Annotated in this window: 19 protein-coding genes; 11 read left to right on the forward strand and 8 right to left on the reverse strand. The window is 62.5% G+C overall.

Annotated elements, in window-relative coordinates; genetic code table 11:
* The first annotated feature begins 189 nt into the window (after nucleotides 1-189).
* From C4S71_RS02225 to C4S71_RS02265, 9 genes are all read left to right on the forward strand, one after another.
* The gene (locus tag C4S71_RS02225; protein ID WP_103968052.1) at nucleotides 190-1,185 is read left to right on the forward strand and encodes an asparaginase; all 996 of its coding nucleotides are present in this window, start codon (nucleotides 190-192) and stop codon (nucleotides 1,183-1,185) included.
* Between the two features lie 150 nt (nucleotides 1,186-1,335).
* Entirely contained in the window at nucleotides 1,336-2,337 is a 1,002-nt protein-coding gene (locus C4S71_RS02230; RefSeq protein ID WP_086508843.1) for a TRAP transporter substrate-binding protein, read from the forward strand.
* Nucleotides 2,338-2,429: 92 nt separating this feature from the next.
* Nucleotides 2,430-2,951, forward strand: coding sequence for a TRAP transporter small permease (locus C4S71_RS02235; protein WP_103968053.1), 522 nt, complete (start codon nucleotides 2,430-2,432; stop codon nucleotides 2,949-2,951).
* A gap of 15 nt (nucleotides 2,952-2,966) precedes the next feature.
* Nucleotides 2,967-4,241: a TRAP transporter large permease gene (locus tag C4S71_RS02240; RefSeq protein WP_103968054.1), complete on the forward strand. Its 1,275-nt coding sequence runs from the start codon at nucleotides 2,967-2,969 to the stop codon at nucleotides 4,239-4,241.
* Nucleotides 4,242-4,268: 27 nt separating this feature from the next.
* A complete protein-coding gene (locus C4S71_RS02245) occupies nucleotides 4,269-5,528 on the forward strand; it encodes a M20 family metallo-hydrolase (RefSeq protein WP_103968055.1) in 1,260 nt (419 codons plus the stop codon).
* 16 nt (nucleotides 5,529-5,544) lie between these two features.
* Complete coding sequence (locus C4S71_RS02250) at nucleotides 5,545-6,012, forward strand: RidA family protein (RefSeq protein ID WP_103968056.1); 468 nt, start codon at nucleotides 5,545-5,547, stop codon at nucleotides 6,010-6,012.
* 28 nt (nucleotides 6,013-6,040) lie between these two features.
* Nucleotides 6,041-7,444 carry an amidase gene (locus tag C4S71_RS02255; RefSeq protein ID WP_103968057.1) on the forward strand — a complete coding sequence of 468 codons (1,404 nt, stop codon included), beginning with the start codon at nucleotides 6,041-6,043 and terminating at the stop codon, nucleotides 7,442-7,444.
* 252 nt (nucleotides 7,445-7,696) lie between these two features.
* Entirely contained in the window at nucleotides 7,697-7,999 is a 303-nt protein-coding gene (locus C4S71_RS02260) for a helix-turn-helix transcriptional regulator (protein ID WP_103968058.1), read from the forward strand.
* A gap of 87 nt (nucleotides 8,000-8,086) precedes the next feature.
* Nucleotides 8,087-8,614, forward strand: coding sequence for a DUF1269 domain-containing protein (locus tag C4S71_RS02265; protein WP_103968059.1), 528 nt, complete (start codon nucleotides 8,087-8,089; stop codon nucleotides 8,612-8,614).
* A 24-nt stretch (nucleotides 8,615-8,638) separates the two neighbouring features.
* Here C4S71_RS02265 and C4S71_RS02270 read toward each other — a convergent pair whose 3' ends face one another.
* The 8 genes from C4S71_RS02270 to C4S71_RS02305 form a co-directional block, all read right to left on the reverse strand.
* Nucleotides 8,639-9,598, reverse strand: coding sequence for a CobW family GTP-binding protein (locus C4S71_RS02270; RefSeq protein WP_103968060.1), 960 nt, complete (start codon nucleotides 9,596-9,598; stop codon nucleotides 8,639-8,641).
* Complete coding sequence (locus C4S71_RS02275; RefSeq protein WP_103968061.1) at nucleotides 9,591-11,210, reverse strand: amidohydrolase; 1,620 nt, start codon at nucleotides 11,208-11,210, stop codon at nucleotides 9,591-9,593. The genes C4S71_RS02270 and C4S71_RS02275 overlap by 8 nt, the downstream gene beginning before the upstream one ends.
* Entirely contained in the window at nucleotides 11,207-12,385 is a 1,179-nt protein-coding gene (locus C4S71_RS02280; protein ID WP_103968062.1) for a M20 aminoacylase family protein, read from the reverse strand. The genes C4S71_RS02275 and C4S71_RS02280 overlap by 4 nt, the downstream gene beginning before the upstream one ends.
* Before the next feature lie 29 nt (nucleotides 12,386-12,414).
* The gene (locus C4S71_RS02285) at nucleotides 12,415-14,082 is read right to left on the reverse strand and encodes an ABC transporter ATP-binding protein (protein WP_103968063.1); all 1,668 of its coding nucleotides are present in this window, start codon (nucleotides 14,080-14,082) and stop codon (nucleotides 12,415-12,417) included.
* 2 nt (nucleotides 14,083-14,084) lie between these two features.
* Entirely contained in the window at nucleotides 14,085-14,969 is an 885-nt protein-coding gene (locus C4S71_RS02290) for an ABC transporter permease (RefSeq protein WP_086508855.1), read from the reverse strand.
* Nucleotides 14,969-15,910, reverse strand: coding sequence for an ABC transporter permease (locus C4S71_RS02295; RefSeq protein ID WP_103968064.1), 942 nt, complete (start codon nucleotides 15,908-15,910; stop codon nucleotides 14,969-14,971). Before C4S71_RS02295 ends, C4S71_RS02290 begins: the two co-directional genes overlap by 1 nt.
* Before the next feature lie 85 nt (nucleotides 15,911-15,995).
* On the reverse strand, nucleotides 15,996-17,603 hold the full coding sequence (locus C4S71_RS02300; RefSeq protein ID WP_103968065.1) for an ABC transporter substrate-binding protein: 1,608 nt from the start codon (nucleotides 17,601-17,603) through the stop codon (nucleotides 15,996-15,998).
* Nucleotides 17,600-19,144, reverse strand: a complete 1,545-nt coding sequence (locus C4S71_RS02305; protein ID WP_200825211.1) for a M81 family metallopeptidase — start codon at nucleotides 19,142-19,144, stop codon at nucleotides 17,600-17,602. The genes C4S71_RS02300 and C4S71_RS02305 overlap by 4 nt, the downstream gene beginning before the upstream one ends.
* Before the next feature lie 145 nt (nucleotides 19,145-19,289).
* On the opposite strand from C4S71_RS02305, the gene C4S71_RS02310 reads away from it, so the two are divergent.
* Entirely contained in the window at nucleotides 19,290-20,099 is an 810-nt protein-coding gene (locus C4S71_RS02310; protein WP_103968067.1) for an IclR family transcriptional regulator, read from the forward strand.
* A gap of 145 nt (nucleotides 20,100-20,244) precedes the next feature.
* Complete coding sequence (locus tag C4S71_RS02315) at nucleotides 20,245-21,255, forward strand: GSU2403 family nucleotidyltransferase fold protein (protein WP_103968068.1); 1,011 nt, start codon at nucleotides 20,245-20,247, stop codon at nucleotides 21,253-21,255.
* Nucleotides 21,256-21,290 lie beyond the last annotated feature (35 nt).

Here is a 21,290-nt window from a genome sequence, read left to right on the forward strand (position 1 = left end):
ATTTTTATTAGACACAACAACCAGTTAACGCACCGCTGCCTGCCCCTCAAGTATCGTCCATAGCCTCTCGATTGTGTCGCTCTCTTGCGTTTGTAGCAAATCTTTGCATAGCATATCACAACTGACATCAGACATCAGATGTCTTGCAAGCAGGCGTCATAGGTACGCGCCATCTGAACGGACACCGCAATGACAAGAAGCAAGATCGTCGTCCTGACCACGGGCGGCACCATCGCCAGCCAGCTCGACGCCTCGGGACGCAACCGCTCCGGAGCCCTCAAGGGCGAGACTCTGCTGGCCCAGGTCAGCCTGCCGAGCGATTTCACCGCACAGGTCGAGGTGCGCTCGCTCCTGCAAAAGCCCAGCAATGCCATTACCTTCGAAGACCTATTGGGCCTACGTGAAGCGTGCCTGGATATCGCCGCCCAAGACGACGTGCTCGGCATCGTCATCACTCACGGTACCGACACCCTCGAAGAGACCGCCTACTTTCTCGACATCACCCTGCCCGTCGGCAAGCCAGTAGTGCTGACCGGCTCTCAGCGGGCTCCTCATGAACCGGGCACCGACGCCTTCTGCAACATCGCCGATGCCTTGAAGGTGGCAGCCTCGTCACAAGCGGCCGGGCTCGGTCCGCTGGTGGTTTTCAACCAATCGATCTTCGCCGCCAGACAGGTACGCAAGGTCAGTACCTTTCAGGTGCACGGCTTCGCCGCCCCCGACACCGGGCCATTGGGGTACGTGGACGGCGCCCAAGTGCGGCTGAGCGCCATCCCGCAGCGTCCTGCAGGCACGCCCTTACCGATAGAGAGCGCCATGCCCCGGGTCGACATCCTGCCCGCTTATCTCGGCGCTTCGCCAAGCCTGATCGAAGCGGCGGTGGCAAGCGGTGCAGTCGGACTTGTGATCGAGGGCCTTGGGCGTGGCCACGTACCTCCCGACTGGATGCAAGCCATCGCCAATGTCACCGCACGCGGCATACCGGTCATGGTGGTCAGCAGCTGCGCCAGCGGCCCCGTACACGCCAGTTACGAGTTCATCGGCAGCCTCGCCAGCCTGGAGTCGGCGGGGGTCATGCCGGTTACCGACCTTAGCGCACGCAAGGCACGCCTGGCGTTATCGACACTACTTGCCTCCACCGGCGCTCAGCCGCTGGCGGAGAGAGTGAAACTCCTGGCCGCCTGACGCGCCATAGCGGACATGAGCCAGGAACCTGCCTCGGGCGAGTTTCGCAGGGAAACGAGGTCATGACGCATGGCGTACGAGCTGCAATCGGCTGCCCATGCGCAACCAGCAACGTTGGACACGCGACAAGAACCCACAACGAGGTGAAAGATGAAAAACAAACTGAGCAAAGCAACGCTGGTCGCGGCCATTGCCGCCGCCTCCCTTGGCATGGGTCAGGCCCAGGCCGCCGAATACACCTTCCGCTTCGCTCACGTACTGATCGAAGACACCCCGAACGGTCAGGCCGCGCTGCGCTTCAAGCAGGAAGTGGAAGAGAACTCGGACGGCAGAATTCGTATCGACGTGTTGCCGGCAGCCCAGGTGGGCGGCGACGTGGAGATCATCGAACAGATCCAGATGGGGCTGATCGACATCGGCATCCCGCCGACGGCCACCCTGGGCAACTTCGAGCCGCGCCTGCAGATCCTCGATCTACCGTTCCTGATCTCGGACTACGACACCATGGTCAAGGTGCTGGACGGCGACGTGGGCCGTGAGATCCTCGACACCCTGGAAGCCCACAACATGTACGGTGTTAACTTCTGGGGGGCCGGCTTCCGTCACATGAGCAACAACGAGCGACCCATCGAAGGCCCGGACGACCTGGAGCGCATTCGCATGCGCACCATGCAGGCGCCGATCATCATTTCCACCTATCAGAACTTCGGCGCCAACGCCACGGCCATGGCCTTCACCGAGGTTTACAACGGCCTGCAGCAGGGCGTCGTCTCCGGCCAGGAGAACCCGCTGGCCAACATCTACACCATGCGCTTCCATGAAGTGCAGGACTACCTCACCCTGACCAACCACGCCTACCACGGCTATGCCGCCGTGATGAACAGCGATTCCTGGAACTCCCTGCCCGAGGACCTTCAGGAGGTCATGCGCGAAGCGTTCGACAACGGCCGCGATATGGCCCGCGAGCTGACGCTGCAAGATGAAGAGCGCATTCTCGAGGCCATCCAGGACGAGATCGCCATCAACGAGCTCTCCCCCGAAGCCCGCGAGGCGTTCATCGAAGCCAGCATGCCGGTACACCGCGAATACGAAAGCGTGGTGACCACCGAGCTGCTGCACAAGGTGTACGACGAGGTCGGCATCTCCTACTGAAGCCACGCAACCGCAGGTCTGCCGCTGCCCGCGCCATGAGCGCCGGGCAGCGGTACCGTGCCTTCCCTGACTCCAACCGAGTGGCCTCAACCATGTTCGATGCACTCAACAAGGTACTCGACTTCCTGGAGAGCGTGGCGATGGTCGTGTTCATGTCGATCGCCACCGTGCTCACCACGCTTCAAGTCGTCTATCGGTATGGCTTCAACAGCTCGATCTTCTGGGTCGAGGAAGTCGTCATCTACTCCATCATCTGCATGAGCTTCGTCGGCGCCAGCATGGGCGTACGTCACGGGGTGCACATCTCCGTCGACGTGCTCAACGCCTTCGTGCCGCCTGCCGTCAATCGCTGGCTGCACATCATCGCCGCCCTGCTCGGCATCGCCTTCGCCGGCTACCTGGCCTACTACGGCTTCCAGCTCTACTTCAACACCCTGGGGCGTGGCCAGCTCACCGCCGCCCTGCGCCTGCCAATGGCCTGGTTCTATCTGCCGATCGGCGTCTCGGGGATTCTGCTGATCCTGCGCTATCTGTGGGTGATTCACGAAGCCTGGACCAAGCCACCGGTCAGCCTCGCCGAAGAGCTCGCCGCCGAAAAAGACAAGCTCGTCTGACGACTGGAGTTCCTCATGATTACGGCTCTGCTTCCCATCTTCTTCGCGGTGCTGCTGCTGGGGCTGCCCATTTTCGCTTCACTGGCCTTCGCCGTGTTCCTCGCCATCGACTTCTTCGGCACCACCAATCCGGTGATCGTGCCGATGCGCATGTTCACGGGAATGAACAACTTCTCGCTGATGGCCATCCCCTTCTTCATTCTGGCCGCAGAGCTGATGCGTATCGGTGGTCTCTCCGGCCGGCTGATCGAACTGGCCAAGGCACTGGTCGGCTGGGTACCGGGTGGCCTGGCCGCCGCCACGGTGCTTTCGTGCCTGCTGTTCGGCGCCATCTCCGGCTCCAGCCCCGCCACCGTGGTAGCCATCGGCTCGATCATGTTCCCCGCCCTGGTGGCGGCCGGCTACGACAAGCGCTTCGCCATCGGCCTGATCGCCACCGCCGGTACGCTCGGCCCCATCGTGCCGCCCAGCATCGCGCTGATCATCTACGGCTCGGTAACCGGCACCTCGGTAGGGCGCCTGTTCGCAGCAGGTCTGCTTCCCGCCATCCTGATCGCCTCGCTGCTGATCGCCTACTGCATGGTCTACTCCTCGTTCAAGGGCTACGCCCGGGCGCCCTTCCCCACCCTGCGAGAGATCGCTGCCGCGGTGAAGTCCGCTGCCTGGGGGCTGGGGCTGCCGGTCATCCTGCTCGGCGGTATCTACAGCGGCATCTTCACGCCCACCGAATCCGCCGCCGTGGCCTGCATGTACGGCCTCTTCGTCGGTATGGTGGTGTATCGCACCATCGGCTGGCGCGAGCTGCTCGGCACCCTGCGCAACTCGGGGCTGACCTCGGCCACGCTGCTGCTGATCACCGCGGGCGCCTCGGCCTTCTCCTGGCTGCTGGCCATCACCGGCACCCCGACCCAGTTGGCCAGCCAGGTACTCTCGCTCACCGACCATCCGGTACAGGTGATGGCACTGTTCAATGTGGTCATGATCGTTGCCGGTTTCTTCCTCGACAGCGCCTCGGCCATCATCGTGCTCTCGCCGCTGCTGCAGCCCATTGCGGCCCAGGTCGGCGTCGACCCGGTGCACTTCGGCATCATCACCCTGGTCAACTTCTCGGTGGGCATGATCACCCCACCCGTGGGCCTCAACCTGTTCGTGGCCATGGCCATCTCGCGCATGTCTCTGCTCGAGGTGTTCCGTGCCTGCATCCCGCTGATCGTGGTGATGTTCATCGCCCTGATCGTGCTCACCTACGTACCCTGGTTCAGCACCTGGGTGCCCTCGTTGATCTACTGACGCTCACCGGAAAGAGGAAACCCGAACATGAGTCAAACTCCTTCCCTGGGCGAGCGTCTCGATGGCGAGCGGTTCTGGGCCGACCTGCAGGCCCAGGCCGAAATCGGCGCGCTGCAGCCACGGGGGCTGCGCCGCCTGGCGCTCGACGAAAACGACAACCGCGCTCGTTTGTGGTTGATCGAACAGGGCCAGGCGCTGGGCTGTCACGCCTTTCACGACGCCATGGGCAACGTCTTCCTGCGCCGCGAGGGGCAGGAGCCGGGGCTGTCGGCGCTGCTCATCGGCAGCCATATGGACAGCCAACCCAGCGCCGGCAGCTACGACGGCACGCTGGGCGTGATAGCCGGGCTGGCGGTGCTACGTACGCTGCAAGAGCAAGACATCGAGCATGCACGCCCCATCGAAGTGGTGGCCTGGACCAACGAAGAAGGCGCACGCTTTGCGCCCGGAGCCTCTGGCTCCTCCTGGTTCGCCGGCCAGCGCGACGCCGCCACCATCCTGGAAGCCCATGACGATCAAGGCACCCGCTTTGCCGATGCCCTGGCGGCATGCCTCGCAGAACTCGAGCGGCATGGGGCATCCGCCTTCCGTCCCGCGCCCTTCGTGCCTCATGCCTTCCTCGAACTGCATATCGAGCAGGGCCCGGTGCTGGAGAGCCTGGGCGTGCCGGTGTGCGCCGTCAGCGGCATCCAGGGAGTCAACTGGTACGAGATCGAGGTGCACGGCCAGGCCAATCACGCCGGCACCACGCCGGAAGCCGCACGCCGCGACGCCCTCATGGGCGCCCATGCGCTGATCGGCGCACTGCGCGATGCCGTCGCCGAGCAGGACGACCAGGTACGCTTCACCATCGGCAAGTTCAGCGTCTCGCCCGGCTCCACCAACACCATTCCCCAGCGGGCCGACTTCACCATCGACCTGCGCCACCCCAGCCAGGCCGTGCTCGAAAGGCTGGATACCGCGTTTCACGAGCTGGCCCAACGCCAATGGTCCGGCTGCGATATCAGCCTTAGGGTCACGTCGCGGGTCGCACCGGTGAGCTTCGATCCAGCCCTGGTCGAACTCGCCGACAGCGCCGCGAAGTCGCACAGCCCAGATGCCCCGCAGCTGGTCTCCGGAGCTTTCCACGATGCCATTCACCTGGCACGGGTTTGCCCCACCGTCATGCTGTTCACGCCCTGCCGCGCCGGCATCAGCCACCACCCGGATGAACACATCGAGCGCAGCGACGCCGAAACGGCCGTGCGCGCCCTTGCCGACACCGTCGAAAGACTGCTCAACCCATGACACAAGGACAATGACAATGACGACCATCGCCCAAGCCGTCGCCGAGCGCGGCCTCACACTGCCGGCCATTCCCCAGCCCCGGGGGAGTTTCGTGCCCTGGTCGCGGCTCGGCAACCAACTGTTCCTGGCCGGCCAGATCTGCGAGCGCGGCGGCGAAGTGCTCTACCCCGGCAAGGTCGGCGCCGAGTTCGATCTCGAAACCGGCAAGCTTGCCGCCCAGGCCTGCGCGCTGAACCTGCTCGCTTCGCTCAGCGACGCCGTGGATGGCAATATCGAGCGTGTGGTGCGCTGCGTGCGCATGAATGGCTTCGTCAACGTGGCGCCCGGCTTCCACGACGTGCCGCTGGTCATCAACGGCGCCTCTGAGCTATTCATCGACCTGTTCGGCGAGGCCAGCCGCCACGCCCGCACCGCCATCGGCGTGGCGACCCTGCCCGGCAACGCCGCGGTGGAAGTCGAAGCGATCTTCGAGATTCGCGATTGAACAGGGCCTCTTGACCAGGAGAGACTGCATGACCACGAATTCACCGCTGCTCCAGCCCCTGCGCCAGCAGGCCGCTGCCCTGCGTGACGGCACGCTGAGCGCCAGCGAGCTGGCCGAAGCCGCCTGCGCGGCCTACGCCAGCCGGGGCAAGCACGACAACGCCTACCTCACCTGGCAAGGCGAGGCCGCCCTGGCCTTCGCCCGCGCCACCGACGCCCTAATCGCCCAAGGCGGCGACAGCGGCCCGTTGATGGGCATTCCGGTGTCGATCAAGGACATCTACGCCGTACCGGGCTTGCCCACCTACGCCGGCTCCTCGCGTCGCCTGCCGGCCAGCTGGGAGCGGCCGGGCCCCATCGTCGAGGCACTGCTGGCCCAGCTACCCAGCCTGATGGGAAAGACCCACACCGTGGAGTTCGCCTTCGGCGGGCTGGGCACCAACGCCCACTGGGGCGCGCCGCGCAACCCCTGGGACAGCCAGGCGCACCGCACACCGGGCGGCTCCAGCTCCGGCGCGGGCGTTTCGCTGATCAGCGGCACCGCCGGCCTGGCGCTGGGTACCGACACCGCCGGCTCGGTTCGCATTCCCGCCAGCATGACCGGCGTAGCCGGCCTCAAGACCACCGCCGGCCGCTGGCCGGCGCAGCAGATCGTGCCGCTCTCCACCACGCTCGACACCCCCGGGCTGCTGGCCCGTCGGGTCGACGATCTGGCCTATGCCTTCGACGCCCTGGATGCGAACTTGAGCCCGCGGCCTTCACGGGTAAGCGCCACCCCAGAGCTGGCCGACCTCACCTTCGGCGTGCCGGAATCCTTCTTCTGGGACGACTGCAGCCCCGGCATTGCCGAAGCCGTGCAACAGGCCATTCGCCAGTTGGAAGCCGCCGGTGCGCGGGTGGTCACCCTTGAGCTGCCCAACACCGACGAAGCCTACGAGCTGTTCCAGAAAGGCGGCCTGGCCGCCGCCGAGCTGGCCGCCTTCCTCAAGGCCGAACTGCCCGAAATGGAAGACGCGCTCGACCCCAACGTGGCAGCCCGCATTCACGCCGCCGACGACATGCCCGCCTGGGAGTACGTACGGCGCCGCAGCCTGCTCGACAAGCTCTGCACCGCCGCTACCGAGCGCATGGGCCAGGTGGATGCCGTGCTCACCCCCACCGTGGCCATCACTCCGCCCACGCTGGAAAGCCTTGAGCCGGAAGGCGCCTACCCCAAGGCCAACATGAAGGCGTTGCGCAACACCGTGATGGCCAACTTCATGGGGCTGTGCGGGCTGACCCTGCCGGTCGGCCGCGATGCCGCCGGCATGCCGGTCGGGCTGCAAGTACTGGCCGGCCCCTGGCAAGAAGCGCGGCTGCTGGCCATCGGCCAGGCCATCGAGGCCAAGCTGGGCACCGGGCCCGACATCCTGGGCGAACCGCCGGCGCCCTGAAGCCCGCACCACCCCGACCGGCACGCCTCGCGTGCCGGCCGGTGGCGCAGCCGCTCCCTCACCTAGCGCACTTTTCCCTAGCGGGAAAAAAACTCAGCTCCTCACCCCCCAACCAGTGAGAATTTTCCCAATCGGGATAATTTCCTCGTGCATGCAAAATGTGCATCATGCTGCTCAAATCTTACGTCTTGGCTCAAAATTGAGCATTATGCTGCTCAAACGGTGCGAAGCTTTAATGAACAGGAGCATGCCATGAAAAGACGTGAGCTAAACCCCGACGAACGCGAAGCGAAGCTGGTGGAGGTCGTACGCCAACTGCTCGCCGAAGAGATCAACGAGGGCGATGCTCTGCGCATACTGCGGCGGGACGTGCTGGGCCTCTCCCAGGACGCCTACGCCAAGCTGGTGGGAATCAGCCGGCGCACCCTCTCCGACCTGGAGCGCAACCGCGCCAACATCACGCTGGACACCATGAACCGCGTATATCGGCCGCTGGGCCTGAGGGTAGGCCTCCTCCCCCGCCAGCCCGGCATGCTCGAGCGCGCCCTGTCGTAGCGCAAGGCACCTGGCAAGCTCCGCCGCAAGACTGCTACACCTACAGGGTGAGGAAGGACGAAACTCTCCCTACAAGGAAGGAGGGGCATGATGCAACGCCTGTACTTTTTGATACCCGACAAGGAAACCACCACCGAGGTGGTCAACGAGCTGAATTTGATGGGCTTGCCCAAGGATGATCTGCATGTCATGGGCAAGGACTGGCAACCGCTGGAAAAGGAGGGCGTGCCAGTCGCCACGCTGATCCAGACGACCGATGTGGTCAACGCCTCGATTCGCGGCGCCATCGTCGGGGCCGTACTCGGCCTAGTGCTGGGCTTTATCGCTCACTATGTGCTGATCGACACGAATATCATCTGGATGGCGCTTGGCATGATGCTCTTTGGCGCCCTGTTCGGCGTGTGGACCAGCACGATGGTCGGCGTTTCGGTACGCGACGTCAAAGTCGGCAAGTACGACAAGGCGATCAAGCGGGGCTCCATGCTGCTGATCATCGATGTCCCCGACGAGCAGGAAGAGACGTTTCGAGAGGCGATCAAGCGTCACCACCCCGAAGTCGTCATCGACAAGGTGACCGCCAAGGACCGAAAACAACCTGTCGGCGAGGGCCACTGACGAGCTGCCAAACCGCATGTGCCCTCAACGCAGAGAAGCGGTAATTGCCATCTGGGACAGTACGGATAACCGCTCGGCCAACGCTTCGAGGTTATCCCGCCCTTTGCCGATGAGCACCAGCACCGCAGGCTTGTCGCCATGCGCGGGCGTGAAGCGACAACCGCTGGGAGTCCATTGAACCAGCGTCAGGCCATCACGGGTTTCGCCGGCATGGATGAAACCCTTGGCACGCAGAAGGAAAGGGCGCGCGGCATCCAAAGCCCGGCCTAACCGACCCGCATCCAGCCTCGCTGGCAGTCGTATACTCAAGGAAGCAAGCGCACCCGGCGTAAGCCCAACGGCACGGCTGCCCTCATCCGCTTCACCTCGGTCAACTTTTCGGTCAACCATTCGTTCCATATTGTCGAGAGGCTCCGGTAGAGCGTCGTCCCATTGCAGCATGGCATCCGGGTTGAGCGCCTTCAGCCGCGTCACGAGGTGGCAACGCTCAGCCGCCTCCAGGTGATGCCAGCGATTCACGCTGATTCTCTCTACGTCCCTCAATTGATCGCGCACCAGCTCGCCCACGCTGGGGTCGTTCAGCAACGAACCGAGAGTCGACGCATCCACCAGAAACTCCACCTGTTCCAAGGCATATCCCGGCGCCGCGGTGAACAGCTGTGCCAGCGGCCTCGGCCTGGCAACACCGCTCGCCTCCATCACCATCCGTGAAGGTGGCCTGGGCCAGCGACGAATACGCCTGAGCTGCGCCGAAAGGTCGCCGGCCAACCCGCAACATGCGCAGCCGTTGTTGAGCCGCACCACCTCACCCTCTCGCGACTCGATCAGCGAGGCATCGATATTCAAGCGACCGAAGTCATTGACGAGAAAAAGTGCGTTCTCCAGCTCGCCATTGGCGATCAGGGCGTTGATACGAGTGGTTTTTCCGCTACCGAGAAAGCCACATATCAACGTCACACCTATCGGTGTGCTCGCTTCAGTCATGGGTCGGTACGCCTCCCAGCAGGGTGCCGTGGACGCCTATCTCCTTCAGCGGCACATGCTCATCGAGCGGATCCTCATCGAGCACCGCCACATCGGCCCACTTGCCTGGCTCCAAGCTGCCAAGGTAGGCATCGAGGTGCAGAGTGCGTGCAGCCCCAAGGGTAATGGCCTCCAGTGCACTTCGGCGGCCGATGGATTCCGCCGTGCCCAATACCTGGCCCGTGGCAGTCTCGCGTGCATGGGCACAGTGCGCGGTGAATAGCGGAGACAGCGGGGTCACCGGAGCATCGCAATGAATACCGAATGGAATGCCGAGGCGCTCCGCGCTGGCTGCAGGCTCGAGCCGCTGGCAACGATCGAAGCCCAACGTGCGCGAAAGGTGGATATCGCCCCAATAATAGATATGGTTGGCAAAAATATTCAGGCACAGCCCCAACTCCCGAGCGCGCAGCAGCTGATCCTGGCGAATCAGCTGCACATGTTGAAGCGTGTGTCGGTGGTTTGGGCGTGGCCACAACGCCAGAGCCTCCTCCAACGCCTCGAGCATGATCGCCACGGCCTCATCGCCGTTGGTATGGATATGTAGCTGCAGGCCCGCCTGATGGTAATACTGCACCAGATCGTGAAACGTTTGAGGCGGCGCATTCCACACCCCCTGCCGCTCTTCCTCCAGATAGCCTGGCCACTGCAAGCGCGCGGTATAGTTCTGAATCGCCCCGTCGGTCACTATCTTGACGATACCGAAATGCAGCTTTTCATGGCCTCTGGCCATGGCCTTGCGTAGTTGCTCGTTGCCCGCCTCCGGCGACCAGGCCAGCGCATTCAGCGCCGGCACCAGGCGCACCTGATACCCCGGCGCCCGGGTGGTCTCGACCATGGCATCGATCGCTTCATCGCTCAACGGGTTGAGCAGATCGACGATGGTGGTGATCCCCTCACGGCGCGCGGCTCGGGCATATTGGCGCAACGCCCGCGGCTGGCTGGCCTGCTCGAACAGGTCGATATCGTAGCGATCGAAGATGAGATGCATGGCAGGCATCTCCTGCAGCTCACCGATGCATTCCCCCTGGGCATCGCGAACGATGCCATCGATCTCCTGCGCAGCGATGTTCGCCTGGGCAAGGGCTACCGAATTGACGGTCATCACATGCAGGCTCGCATGCATCACGACGATGGGTATCTCGCCGCTCACCGCATCCAGCAAACGCTTGTCCAGCCGGGTACCGGAGAAGTAGATCGGATCGAACCCCCAGGCAAGCAACGGCTTGGCCGGGTCGTGTCCGACCAGACGCTGCCGAAGCCGCTGCTGAATGGCTTCGGCATCGCGTACTCCCGACCAGTGCTGGCCATCAGGGTCCCGCTTGTCGAACCAGCCCAGATAGACAAAATCCCAGATCGCCCCTTCCAGAGCATGGCTATGCCCTTCGACAAAGCCAGGCACCAGCACTTTATCGGCAAAGCGGTCGTCGAGTTCGATTTCGCCAAAGGCCCGAATGGCCTCCAGAGGCCCCACGCTGAGCACCCGACCATCCTTGACTGCTAGATAGTGCCCTTCAGGCTGTGAAGGGTTGAGCGTATGAATGCGCCGCGCAGGATAAACCGTAATCGTCATGCACTCGCCCCCTGCTGAACCGGCAGGCGGCGCTCTACCACCCTGGCCATGATGCTGGCGCCTACCGGCAGGATACCGTCGTCCAGCACGTAACCGGGATTGTGCAACGGAACGCTCCCTGCATGCCCCACCCAGCAGTAGGCGCCCGGCACCACTTGCAGCATGTCGGCGAAATCCTCACTGCCGGTTACCAGCCGATCCACCAGCGCTGCGTTTTCCTCTCCGACAACCTCAGCGGCGGCTGCCACATAGGCGCCAGCGCAACCGGGCTCATTGACCAGCACATTGAAGATGTTGCGCAGGTCGAGCCGGATCTTCACCTCATGGGCCAGCTCGAGCCCCTTGCATAGCTGCCGGATGCGCTCGTGGGTGCGCTCGCACACCTCATCGTCGAAATAGCGTATGGTGCCGGCCAAGGTCGCCTCGTTGGGAATCACGTTATAAGCCGAGCCGGCATGCACCTGAGTGACGGAGAGCACCAGCGGGCTGGTCGGCGAGGTGTTACGGCTAACCACCGTCTGCAGCTGGTGAATCAGCTCCGCCGCCACGATGACAGGGTCGTTCGACTGATGGGGCATCGCGGCATGTGCCCCCTTGCCTTCGATGACGATGTCGAAGAACGTCGCTCCCGCCATGGCGGGCCCCGGAGTCACCGACACTTTACCGGGGTCGCTGGTGGGGTCGTTATGAATGCCGTAGATCTCATCACAGGGAAAGCGCTCGAAGAGGCGATCGGCCAGCATCCGGCGCGCACCACCCAATCCCTCCTCGGCAGGCTGGAAAATGAGCACCACCGTGCCGGCGAAATCACGTGTCTCGGCCAGATAGCGAGCGGCACCGAGCAAAATGGTCGTATGGCCATCATGGCCGCAGGCATGCATCTTGCCGGCATGACGAGAGGCGTAGGGCAAGTCGGTAGCCTCCTGAATCGGCAGCGCATCCATGTCGGCCCGCAGCCCGATGCAGCGCCCCTCCTCCCGCCCCTTGATCACCCCCACGACGCCGGTGCCCGCGATATCGGTATGCACCTCATCGATGCCCCAGGCGCGGAGCTTCTCGGCAACAAGCGCCGCAGTGCGAGTCTCCTCGAACCCCAACTCCGGGTGAGCATGAATGTCGTGGCGGATCTCGGCCAGCTCATCCTGGTACTCGGCAATACGGGAGATAGTCGGCATGAAGCACCTCTCGGTAACGTTGTGATATGTCAGGAAGCCACTTGCAGTTCGCAAAAGTTGGCGAAATCCCACTCGCGACCGGGTGCGGCATCGATCAGGCTGCGGGTGTAAGAATGACGAGGCGACGTCAACACCTCGCGAGCGCTGCCATGCTCGACGATGACGCCATGCTGCATCACGATCACGTCATCGCAAATCTGCGCCGCCACCCGTAGATCGTGGGTAATGAAGAGAATGGCAATGCCCAGCTTCAGCTGGATCTCATCGAGCAAGGCCAACACCTGGGCCTGTACCGACACATCGAGGGCGGATACCGCCTCGTCGGCAACGAGAACGTCCGGTCGCATCATCACCGCGCGGGCGATGGCAATGCGTTGCCGCTGGCCACCGGAGAACTGATGGGGGTAGCGCTGCAGCGAATCCGTCGGCAAGCCGACCAGCTCCATCATCTCCAAGGCGCGCTCCCTGGCCTCACGCTGAGGCGTGCCAAAGTTGACCAGCCCCTCGGTAAGACTGCGGCCTACGCTCCAGCGCGGATTGAGAGAGCGGAACGGATCCTGAAAAACCACCTGGAAATGCCGGCGATGCGGCCGCAGTGCGCGCCGTGACAGCCGGGCGATTTCCTTGCCGGCGACATGTATCTCTCCCGAGCTGGGATCCACCAGACGCATGATGCTGCGTGCCACCGTGGATTTTCCGGAACCGCTCTCCCCCACGATGCCCAGGGTCCTGCCAGGCATGACCGAGAAATTGACCTCGCGCGCCGCAGCCGTGCCAGGCCGGCGGAACAGCCAGCCGCCCCGGCCATAGGTCTTGTTCAAATTGCGCACCTCGAGCACGGGCTCAGTTGCTCCTACGGGGCGCTCGGGCCGCGGCAACAAGCTCGGTACCGACGTCAGCAAACGGTGGGTGTACTCCTGCACAGGGCGGCGCAGCAACTGCTCCACCGGCGCATGCTCAACCACACGTCCATTCTTCATGACGTGTACGGTGTGAGCCACCTCGGCCACCACCCCCATATCGTGGGTGATGAAAAGCACCGCCGTACCGTGGCGTTCCTGCAGCTCTGCAATCAGCGAGAGGATCTGGGCCTGGGTGGTCACATCCAACGCCGTGGTTGGCTCATCGGCGATCAACAGGCGCGGCTCCATGACCAACGCCATCGCAATCATGATGCGCTGACGCTGCCCACCGGAGAGCTGGTGCGGGTAAGAAGCGTAGATCCGCTCGACATCCGGCAGGTACACCTGCTCCATGACATCCAACACACGGGCACGGCACGCTTGGCCAGCAAGAGAAGCGTGTGTCTTGAGTACCTCGGCAATCTGGTCGCCCACCCGCATGACGGGATTGAGGGCCGTCATGGGTTCCTGGAAGATCATTGCGATACGCTGACCCCGCAGCCGCCTCATCTGGCTTGGCGTCATGCTGAGCAGCTGCTCGCCATCGAGCTCGATCTCGCCGCCCGCAACTTCCAGCGCTCCCTTGGGTAGCAACCCCATGACGGTAAGCGAGGTCACCGACTTGCCGGAACCACTCTCTCCCACCAGACAAGCGGTTTCCCCTGCACGCACCCGTAGGCTAACGTCGTTGAGCACCGGCTCCTGGCCACTTTCGGCTCCTGCGAGCCTCACGGTGAGATGGCGTATATCCAGCACTACCTCGGCTCGGTCCAGGTCCTTGGTCTTGAACTTCATCCTCAAACCTCCCGCTTCTTCAGCCGCGGATCCAGCATGTCGCGAGCCGTGTCACCCAACAGGTTGATCGACAGGATGCACAGCGAAAGTACCGCCCCCGTCCAGAAGATCAGCCCGGGGTTGATCTGAAAGTAAGTGCGCCCCTCCGCCATGATGTTGCCCCACGTAGGAATCTCGGTACTCACCCCAGCGCCCAGAAACGAAAGCAGCGCTTCGGTGAGAATGGCCGAAGCACAGATATAAGTGCCCTGAACGATCAGTGCCGGTAACGTGTTCGGCATCAGGTGCTGCCAAAGAATGCGCGGCATGGTGCTGCCCAGGGCGATGGCCGCCTCCACGTAAGGCTCCTCGCGGGCGCTGAGCACTACCGAACGCACCAGACGCACCACTCTTGGCACCTCAGGAATGGTAATGGCCACGATGACCGACCAAATGCTGGGGCCATTCAAGGCGACCAGGGCAATGGCCAGCAGAATGGCCGGGATGGCCATCAAGCTGTCCATGATGCGCATGATGATGGCGTCGGCCGTACGAAAGAACCCTGAAACCAGTCCGATTATCAGCCCCACCAATACGCTGAATGCCGCCGCCCCTATCCCGATCATCAGCGAGACACGTCCACCCATCATGATGCGGCTGAACAGGTCACGCCCATACTGGTCGGTTCCAAGCCAATGCTCTGGCCCCGCCGGCTGCAAGCGGTTCAGAGAATTCATTTGCATGGGGTCATAGGGAATGTAGAAAGGAGCCAGCAGCGCCGAGAGTACGATCACCAGCAGCACGACAGCGGCCATGACAGGGCCGGCTCCCAACCGCCAGCGCCGGGGAAATGACAGCACTCCCAACACCACCTGCATCGCAGACGAGGGTTGCGTAATCTGAGCCATCAGTAACGGATCCTCGGGTCGATGAGCGTGTAGGAAATATCGATCAACAAATTGACCAATACATAAAGGCCTGCCGTGAGCAGAATCATGGCCTGAATGACCGGATAGTCACGCGCCAGAATGGCATCCACCGTCAGCCGGCCGACCCCGGGAATGTTGAATACGCTCTCCGTGACCACCACGCCGGCGATCAGCAACGCAAACCCCGTACCGATGATCGTCATGATGGGCACCGCTGCGTTGCGTAGGGCGTGCCGGAAAAGAATCACATTTTCTCGCAAGCCCTTTGCGCGAGCGGTGCGGATATAATCCTCCCCCAGCACATCGAGCATACTGGCTCGCGTCATGCGAGCTATCAGCGCCACGTAGATGGTGGCCAGCGTAAACGCCGGCAGCAACGCTCGTTGAAGGAAGGCGGCAAAGTCCCTCGTCGGCGCGGTATAGCCCTGTACCGGCAACCAACGAAGCTCAATGGCAAAAATCTGGATGAAGACATAACCAATGACGAAAACGGGTATCGAGAAACCCAACACCGAAAACGTCATTACCGCGTAATCGATCCAGCTACGGTGCCGCCAGGCAGCCAGGACCCCCATGGGCACTGCCAGCAGGACGGAGATGGTGATGGTCAGCAGAGCGATATTGAGCGTCGGCCAGATACGCTGAGCGATCATGGTGCTGACCGGGGTATTGGAAATCAGCGAAACGCCTAAATCGCCCTGCAGCATATTGGTCACCCACTGAATGAATTGCACATGCAGCGGGAGGTTGAGGCCCAGATTCTCGCGAATGCGCTCCAACTGGGCAGGCGTTGCCGAATCGCCGGCAAGAATCGCCGCCGGGTCGCCCGGCGTCAGCCTCAGCATCAGAAAAACGAACAGCGCCACGATCACGAGTACGGGAATGACCGCCAGCAGGCGCTTGAGGATATAGACGAACATCCGCCACTACTCCTTGGGTTCCGCCCGGAGAATCAGCTCAACGGCTTCGCAATGCGGGCGACAACGCTGCCGCCCGCGGCCTGCCTCACTGTTTCTGGATGTTCCAGAACACCGGAACCGGAGCAGGAATCATGTCGGTGATGTTGTCACGCCGTGCCTGCGGCATCATGTACTGCCCGAGAGGGATGTAAATGACTTCCTCCAGCGTGTGAGCCTGAAGCTTGCGTGCAGCCTCCTGCTGCTCCTCGAGCGATTCAGCGGCAATGAACTCGGCACGCAGCGCCTCGAGCTCCTCGTCTTCCGGCCAGCCGAACCAACCATCCTCCCCTCTGCCATTGAGCATGACGTTGATCAGAGGTGAAGTGATTTCAGGCACCATCCAATTGGTGAAGAAGACATTCCAGCCACCCTCGTCAGGCGCAGCCATGCTGGCACGGCGGTTGACCAAGGTTTGCCAATCCATGGGCTGCATGTCGACAGTGAAACCGGCATTACGCAGGGCCTGGGCAGCCACTACCGGCTGGGCGGTGAGACTGCTCACATCCGTGGGTTGCATGAGCACGATGGGCGTGCCGTCGTAACCGGCCTCTTCGAGCAGTTGGCGGGCGCCCTCCGGGTCGCCTCCATTGAGCAGCGATTCGGAGCCGGTATCGTCCGCCAACGGCGTACCGCAACCGAAAATCGCACCACAGACGTCGTAATAGTCCGGGTCGCCCATCATCGCGGCCAGCACGTCCTCCTGGTTCATCGCTTTCAGCGCCGCTTGGCGAATACGCTTGTCATCGAAGGGTGGATGCTTGAAGTTGAGCCGGCCCATGGTCTGATAACCCAGTGGATCCCGGTTCTCGACGATGACATCGGGGCTCGACTCGAGGATGGGCAACAGGTCGACCTGAACCTGCTCGATATAGTCGATCTCACCGGATACCAGCGCATTCACTGCCGTTTGCGCATCCGGCATCGAGGTCCATACCACCCGGTCCACGTGCACGACCTTACCGCCGGCCATCCAGCTCGGCTCCTCATCGCGCGGAACGTACTCCTCAAACTTCGCATAGGTCACGCTGACACCCGGCTCGTACTCTTCCGCCACGAAGCGGAAAGGCCCCGAGCCGATATGCTCCGAGATCGAAGAGTCGGAAGAGGTCGCGGCAATGCGAGCCGGCATGATGAAGGGCGGTACGGCGGATTGCTTGGCCAGTGTGTCGATCAAGGGCGGAAACGGCTCGGTGAGCGTCCAACTGATGGTGCGATCGTCACTTGCTTCAAGCCGGTCGGTGACATCGAAAATCAACTGCCCACCGGAGTCACGCTCGCCCCAGCGCTCCAGCGAGGCCACCGCGTCCTCGGCCGTTACCGGCTCTCCATCATGGAACAGGAGCCCTTCCCGCAAGGTGAAGGTGTAGGTCAAACCGTCATCCGATACCTCCCAGTCTGCCATTTGTGGCTGCGGGTTGAACTCTTCATCGGAAGCAAGCAGCACGTCGTAGATCATGTAGCCATGATTTCGAGTGATGTGCGCCGTGGTAATGATCGGGTCGAGCACCCGAAGGCTCGAGTGCATCACCGCCGTAATGGTGTTCTCTTCAGCCTTGACGCCCATTGGCAACGTCAACGCGGCTGCCGAGAGAGCCACAGCGGCGGCAGTTGGCCATTTATGTACGAAGCGGGACTTCAGATTGTCGATCGTCATACGTCATCCCTCATGTTGAGTTTGTTGTTGTGAGGTGCGGCAGGCTGAAAGACTTTGCCAAGTGGCCCCAGCCGCATGCCCGGCGCCAGTCGAGTCCAGTTCAGGTCGGCTGGATGAAACGCCATCGGGCCCGGCGCGATGCAGATCAGGATGTGTGAAGCGATGGGCGCAAAATCGGCCCGGAAGTGAGTGGAACTCTTTACCACCAGGATCTCGGTGGTTTCCGGCTCGATACCCACGAACCGGAACATTTCACGGTCGGCCATCTGCGCCTTGTGGCTGGTGACGACCACCCGGACACCGCCGATACGCAGGCAGGCGGAAAGCCCCAGATCCAATTGCGCGCCACCGTAAAAAGGCCCGCTGGCGGTCAATCGACCGGACGCCAACCGCTCGACCCGAGCCTCGACGGAATAAGGGGAATCGCCCGCCACCCCCGAGCTGCCGCCCAGCGACAAAGCAACGAGGCTTCCTTCTCCTGCGTCATGGGCAAGCCGTGCAGCCTCGGCGTCTACCAGCAGGCCAATCGCGGCATCGCGTACCCCACCTTCAACCAGCGCACGCAACATGCCGGTGGTATTCGAGTCGCCGCCAGCGCCGGGATTATCCTGGGTGTCGGCCAGTATCACCGGGCCCTTAGCCCCGGCCCCCACCAGGCGCTGCGCTTCGGCCACTGCCGCCTGCGCGTCATACACACGACCGGAGAACTCCGCTTCCGCCGCGGCAAAAGCTTGCGCCAATTCCGTCATTGCACGCTCGGCGGCTTCGGTTGTCTCGCCATAAACCGCCAGTGTCGGGCCGCATTCGGCAAAGTCTGCCGCCGGAAACCCCATGAACAGCGAGGCGCTGACAGCGCCCTGCCGCTCCGCCTCAGCGAGTTGGCGGTAAAGGCTTGCCGCCGGCTCCAGGTCCGTGCACTGCCAGGGAATGGGAATGAGGTAATCGAATCGGGTAAACGCTTTGGCAAAACGCTCACCGGCCATCAGCCTGGCCAACACCCGAACGGCTCTACCACCGGAATCGGCCATATCGATGTGAGGGTAGGTCCTGAACCCCACCATCGCGTCCGCCATCTCCACCATCCGGGAGGTGACATTGCCATGCAGGTCCAGGCACGCCACCACGGGAACGGCAGGGCCGACTACGCGCCGCACTCTCTCCAGCAGTTCGCCCTCACCATCGTCCAGGTGCTCGCATACCATGGCGCCGTGCAGGTCCAGGAAAACGCCATCTACAGGCCCTGCTTTCCTCACTCCCTCAACGATTTCACCGGCGATACGCTCATAAGCATCGCGAGTCACCGGTGCAGAGGGAATGGCCCCGGCCCAGACCAGGGGCACCAGTTCCCACCCCGCCTGTTCTGCCGCCTCTACGGCGCCGGAGATACCCAGATTGATGCCAGCGCACGCAGCCAGCATCTCCTGGCCGCGAACCATGGGCATATAGCCGCCACCCTGCTCGAAGTCGGCAAAGGTCGCCGGACTCGGCGCGAAGGTGTTGGTCTCATGCAGAAAACCACCCATGGCCACACGGTAGGTCATTATCATTTTCCCCGTTGGCGCGTGTCGTTGCTCAATCGCAAAAAAGCACTGGTTGTATTGAACAGCGATACGGTCGTATTGTTTTATTGGTTACGAACACACCATAGACAGGGAAACAGGATCCTGCAAAGAAGGAACAAAATTAATGAAGCGCACGCTCAGATCGTCAGCCCACCAGCAAGCCATCACGGAAGCGCACCGCCAGGACCCGTTATTCATACAATCCATTGCCAGGGCCGCTGGCGTTCTCTCGGCCTTTCATGAAGCCGATGGCCCGATGAGCCTCTCGGAGATAGCAGCCAAGGCGGGCATAGGGCGCAGCGCTGCCCAGCGCATCGTACACACCCTACGTGAGCTCGGTTATCTACGCCGCGACCAGGACGACCGCGGTTTCCTGCCGGCCATGCGCATTCTCGACCACACCCTGGACTTCCTCAGCCTCGACCCAATGATCCGCAACGCCACGCCCATCCTTCTGGAGCTGCGTCGCCATACTCAGGAGCGAGTCGATCTGAGCCTGTTCGACGACTTGAGGGTGGTGTACGCCGCCCGCATGCAGAGCAAGCGCGAAACCTTCTTCGCCACGCTGGTCGGCCACAGCGTACCGACCTTCTGCAGCTCGGGGGGGCGCGCCATCCTTTCCCGGCTCGAGGATGCAGAAGTACGGGACATCATCGAGCGCTCGGACCGCACCCCCATCACGCCAAAAACCATCACCGATCCCCAAGCCATCCTGGCCAAGGTGCAAGAAGCGCGAGAGCTTGGCTACGCTCTGGCTCGGGAAGAGATCCTGATCGGCGAGATCGCCATCGGGGTGCCCATAGCCGGCCGTAACGGCCGCCCCTGCGGCGCCGTGCACATTGCCGGTTCGATGAGCGATTGGACGGAAGCGGCCTTTCGGGAGAAATTCTTCCCTCTGGCGGCGGAGGCGGCCCTGGCCATTTCACGTTACTAGTTGCCAAGGAAAGGAAGGGAAGGGAAAGGAAAGGAAAGCGACAGCGTCGCCCCGAAGGGGTGACCCGCACGATGGGGGTAGACTTTAACTAATTATTGACCATAATTGGAATGAGATTAGTTAAAGCCCATCCAGGGGGCTCTCGATGTCCTACCAACGCCTTCAATCCGAGGCATCCCGTGTAGCCGTAAACGCCATCCAGCTCTTCGAGGCGCTGGAGCAGCATCGTGCTCAAGCGCGCCAGGTAAAGGGCTCGATGCATTGGAAGCACATCAATGGACGAGAGTATCTTTACCGCGCCTACACAGGCGGCAAGAACCACTCTCTCGGCCCGCGCTCCCCCGAAACTGAAGCCATTCAGCAAGTGTTCGAGGAGCACAAAGCGGAACATCATGCCCGCGAACAGTCGCTCAAGGAGCAGCTTCAGCTGCATGCGGCCTATGTACGGGCCAACCGGCTGAACCGCTTCCCACTGGCCGGTGCCAGGGCGATAAGGGCGCTTCAACGCAAGGAAATCCCTTTCAGGGTAATCGGCACCAACGCCCTGTATGCCTATGAAGCCCGCGCCGGCGTGCTGATCGAACCCGAGCACCTGGCAACCGCCGATATCGATGTGCTCATGGATGCCCGGCAAGGCTTGAGAATCATCACCGCTCTCGCCGGGGAGACGCTGCTATCGGTGATACGGGCCAGCGACCGATCTTTCCAGCCGCTCACCCAAGCGCCCTACGAATTTCGGGCTGCCAACGCCAAAGGCTACATGATCGACTTCATCACTCAAGCCGCTGATCCTATGAAGATGAGCGACTTCGAGCGCTATCTGGAAGCGGGAGACCTGAAACCGGTAGGGATCGACTCGCTAAAGTGGGCCATCGCTTCGCCACGCTTCGAGGCCGTCGTCTTCGACGAGAAAGGCATGCCGTTAAGGCTCTCGACCGTGGACCCGCGAGCTTTCGTGCTTCACAAGTGGTATGTCAGTCAGCAGCCCGACCGAGAGCCCCTCAAGCGCCATCGCGATGAGGCCCAGGCACGCCTCGTCGCCACGCTGCTACGCGACGAGCTGCGCGAACTCTCGGCAACACAGGCAGTAGAGCGCGCCTTTCCGCATCTCCTCAGGCAGCAGGCCAGCAGCCGGCTAGACGAATACGATCTGTAATGACCATGCTGCATTGCAGAAGGGCTAACGCAAGG

Source organism: Billgrantia desiderata, assembly GCF_900108215.1.
Classification (GTDB): Bacteria; Pseudomonadota; Gammaproteobacteria; order Pseudomonadales; family Halomonadaceae; genus Halomonas; species Halomonas desiderata.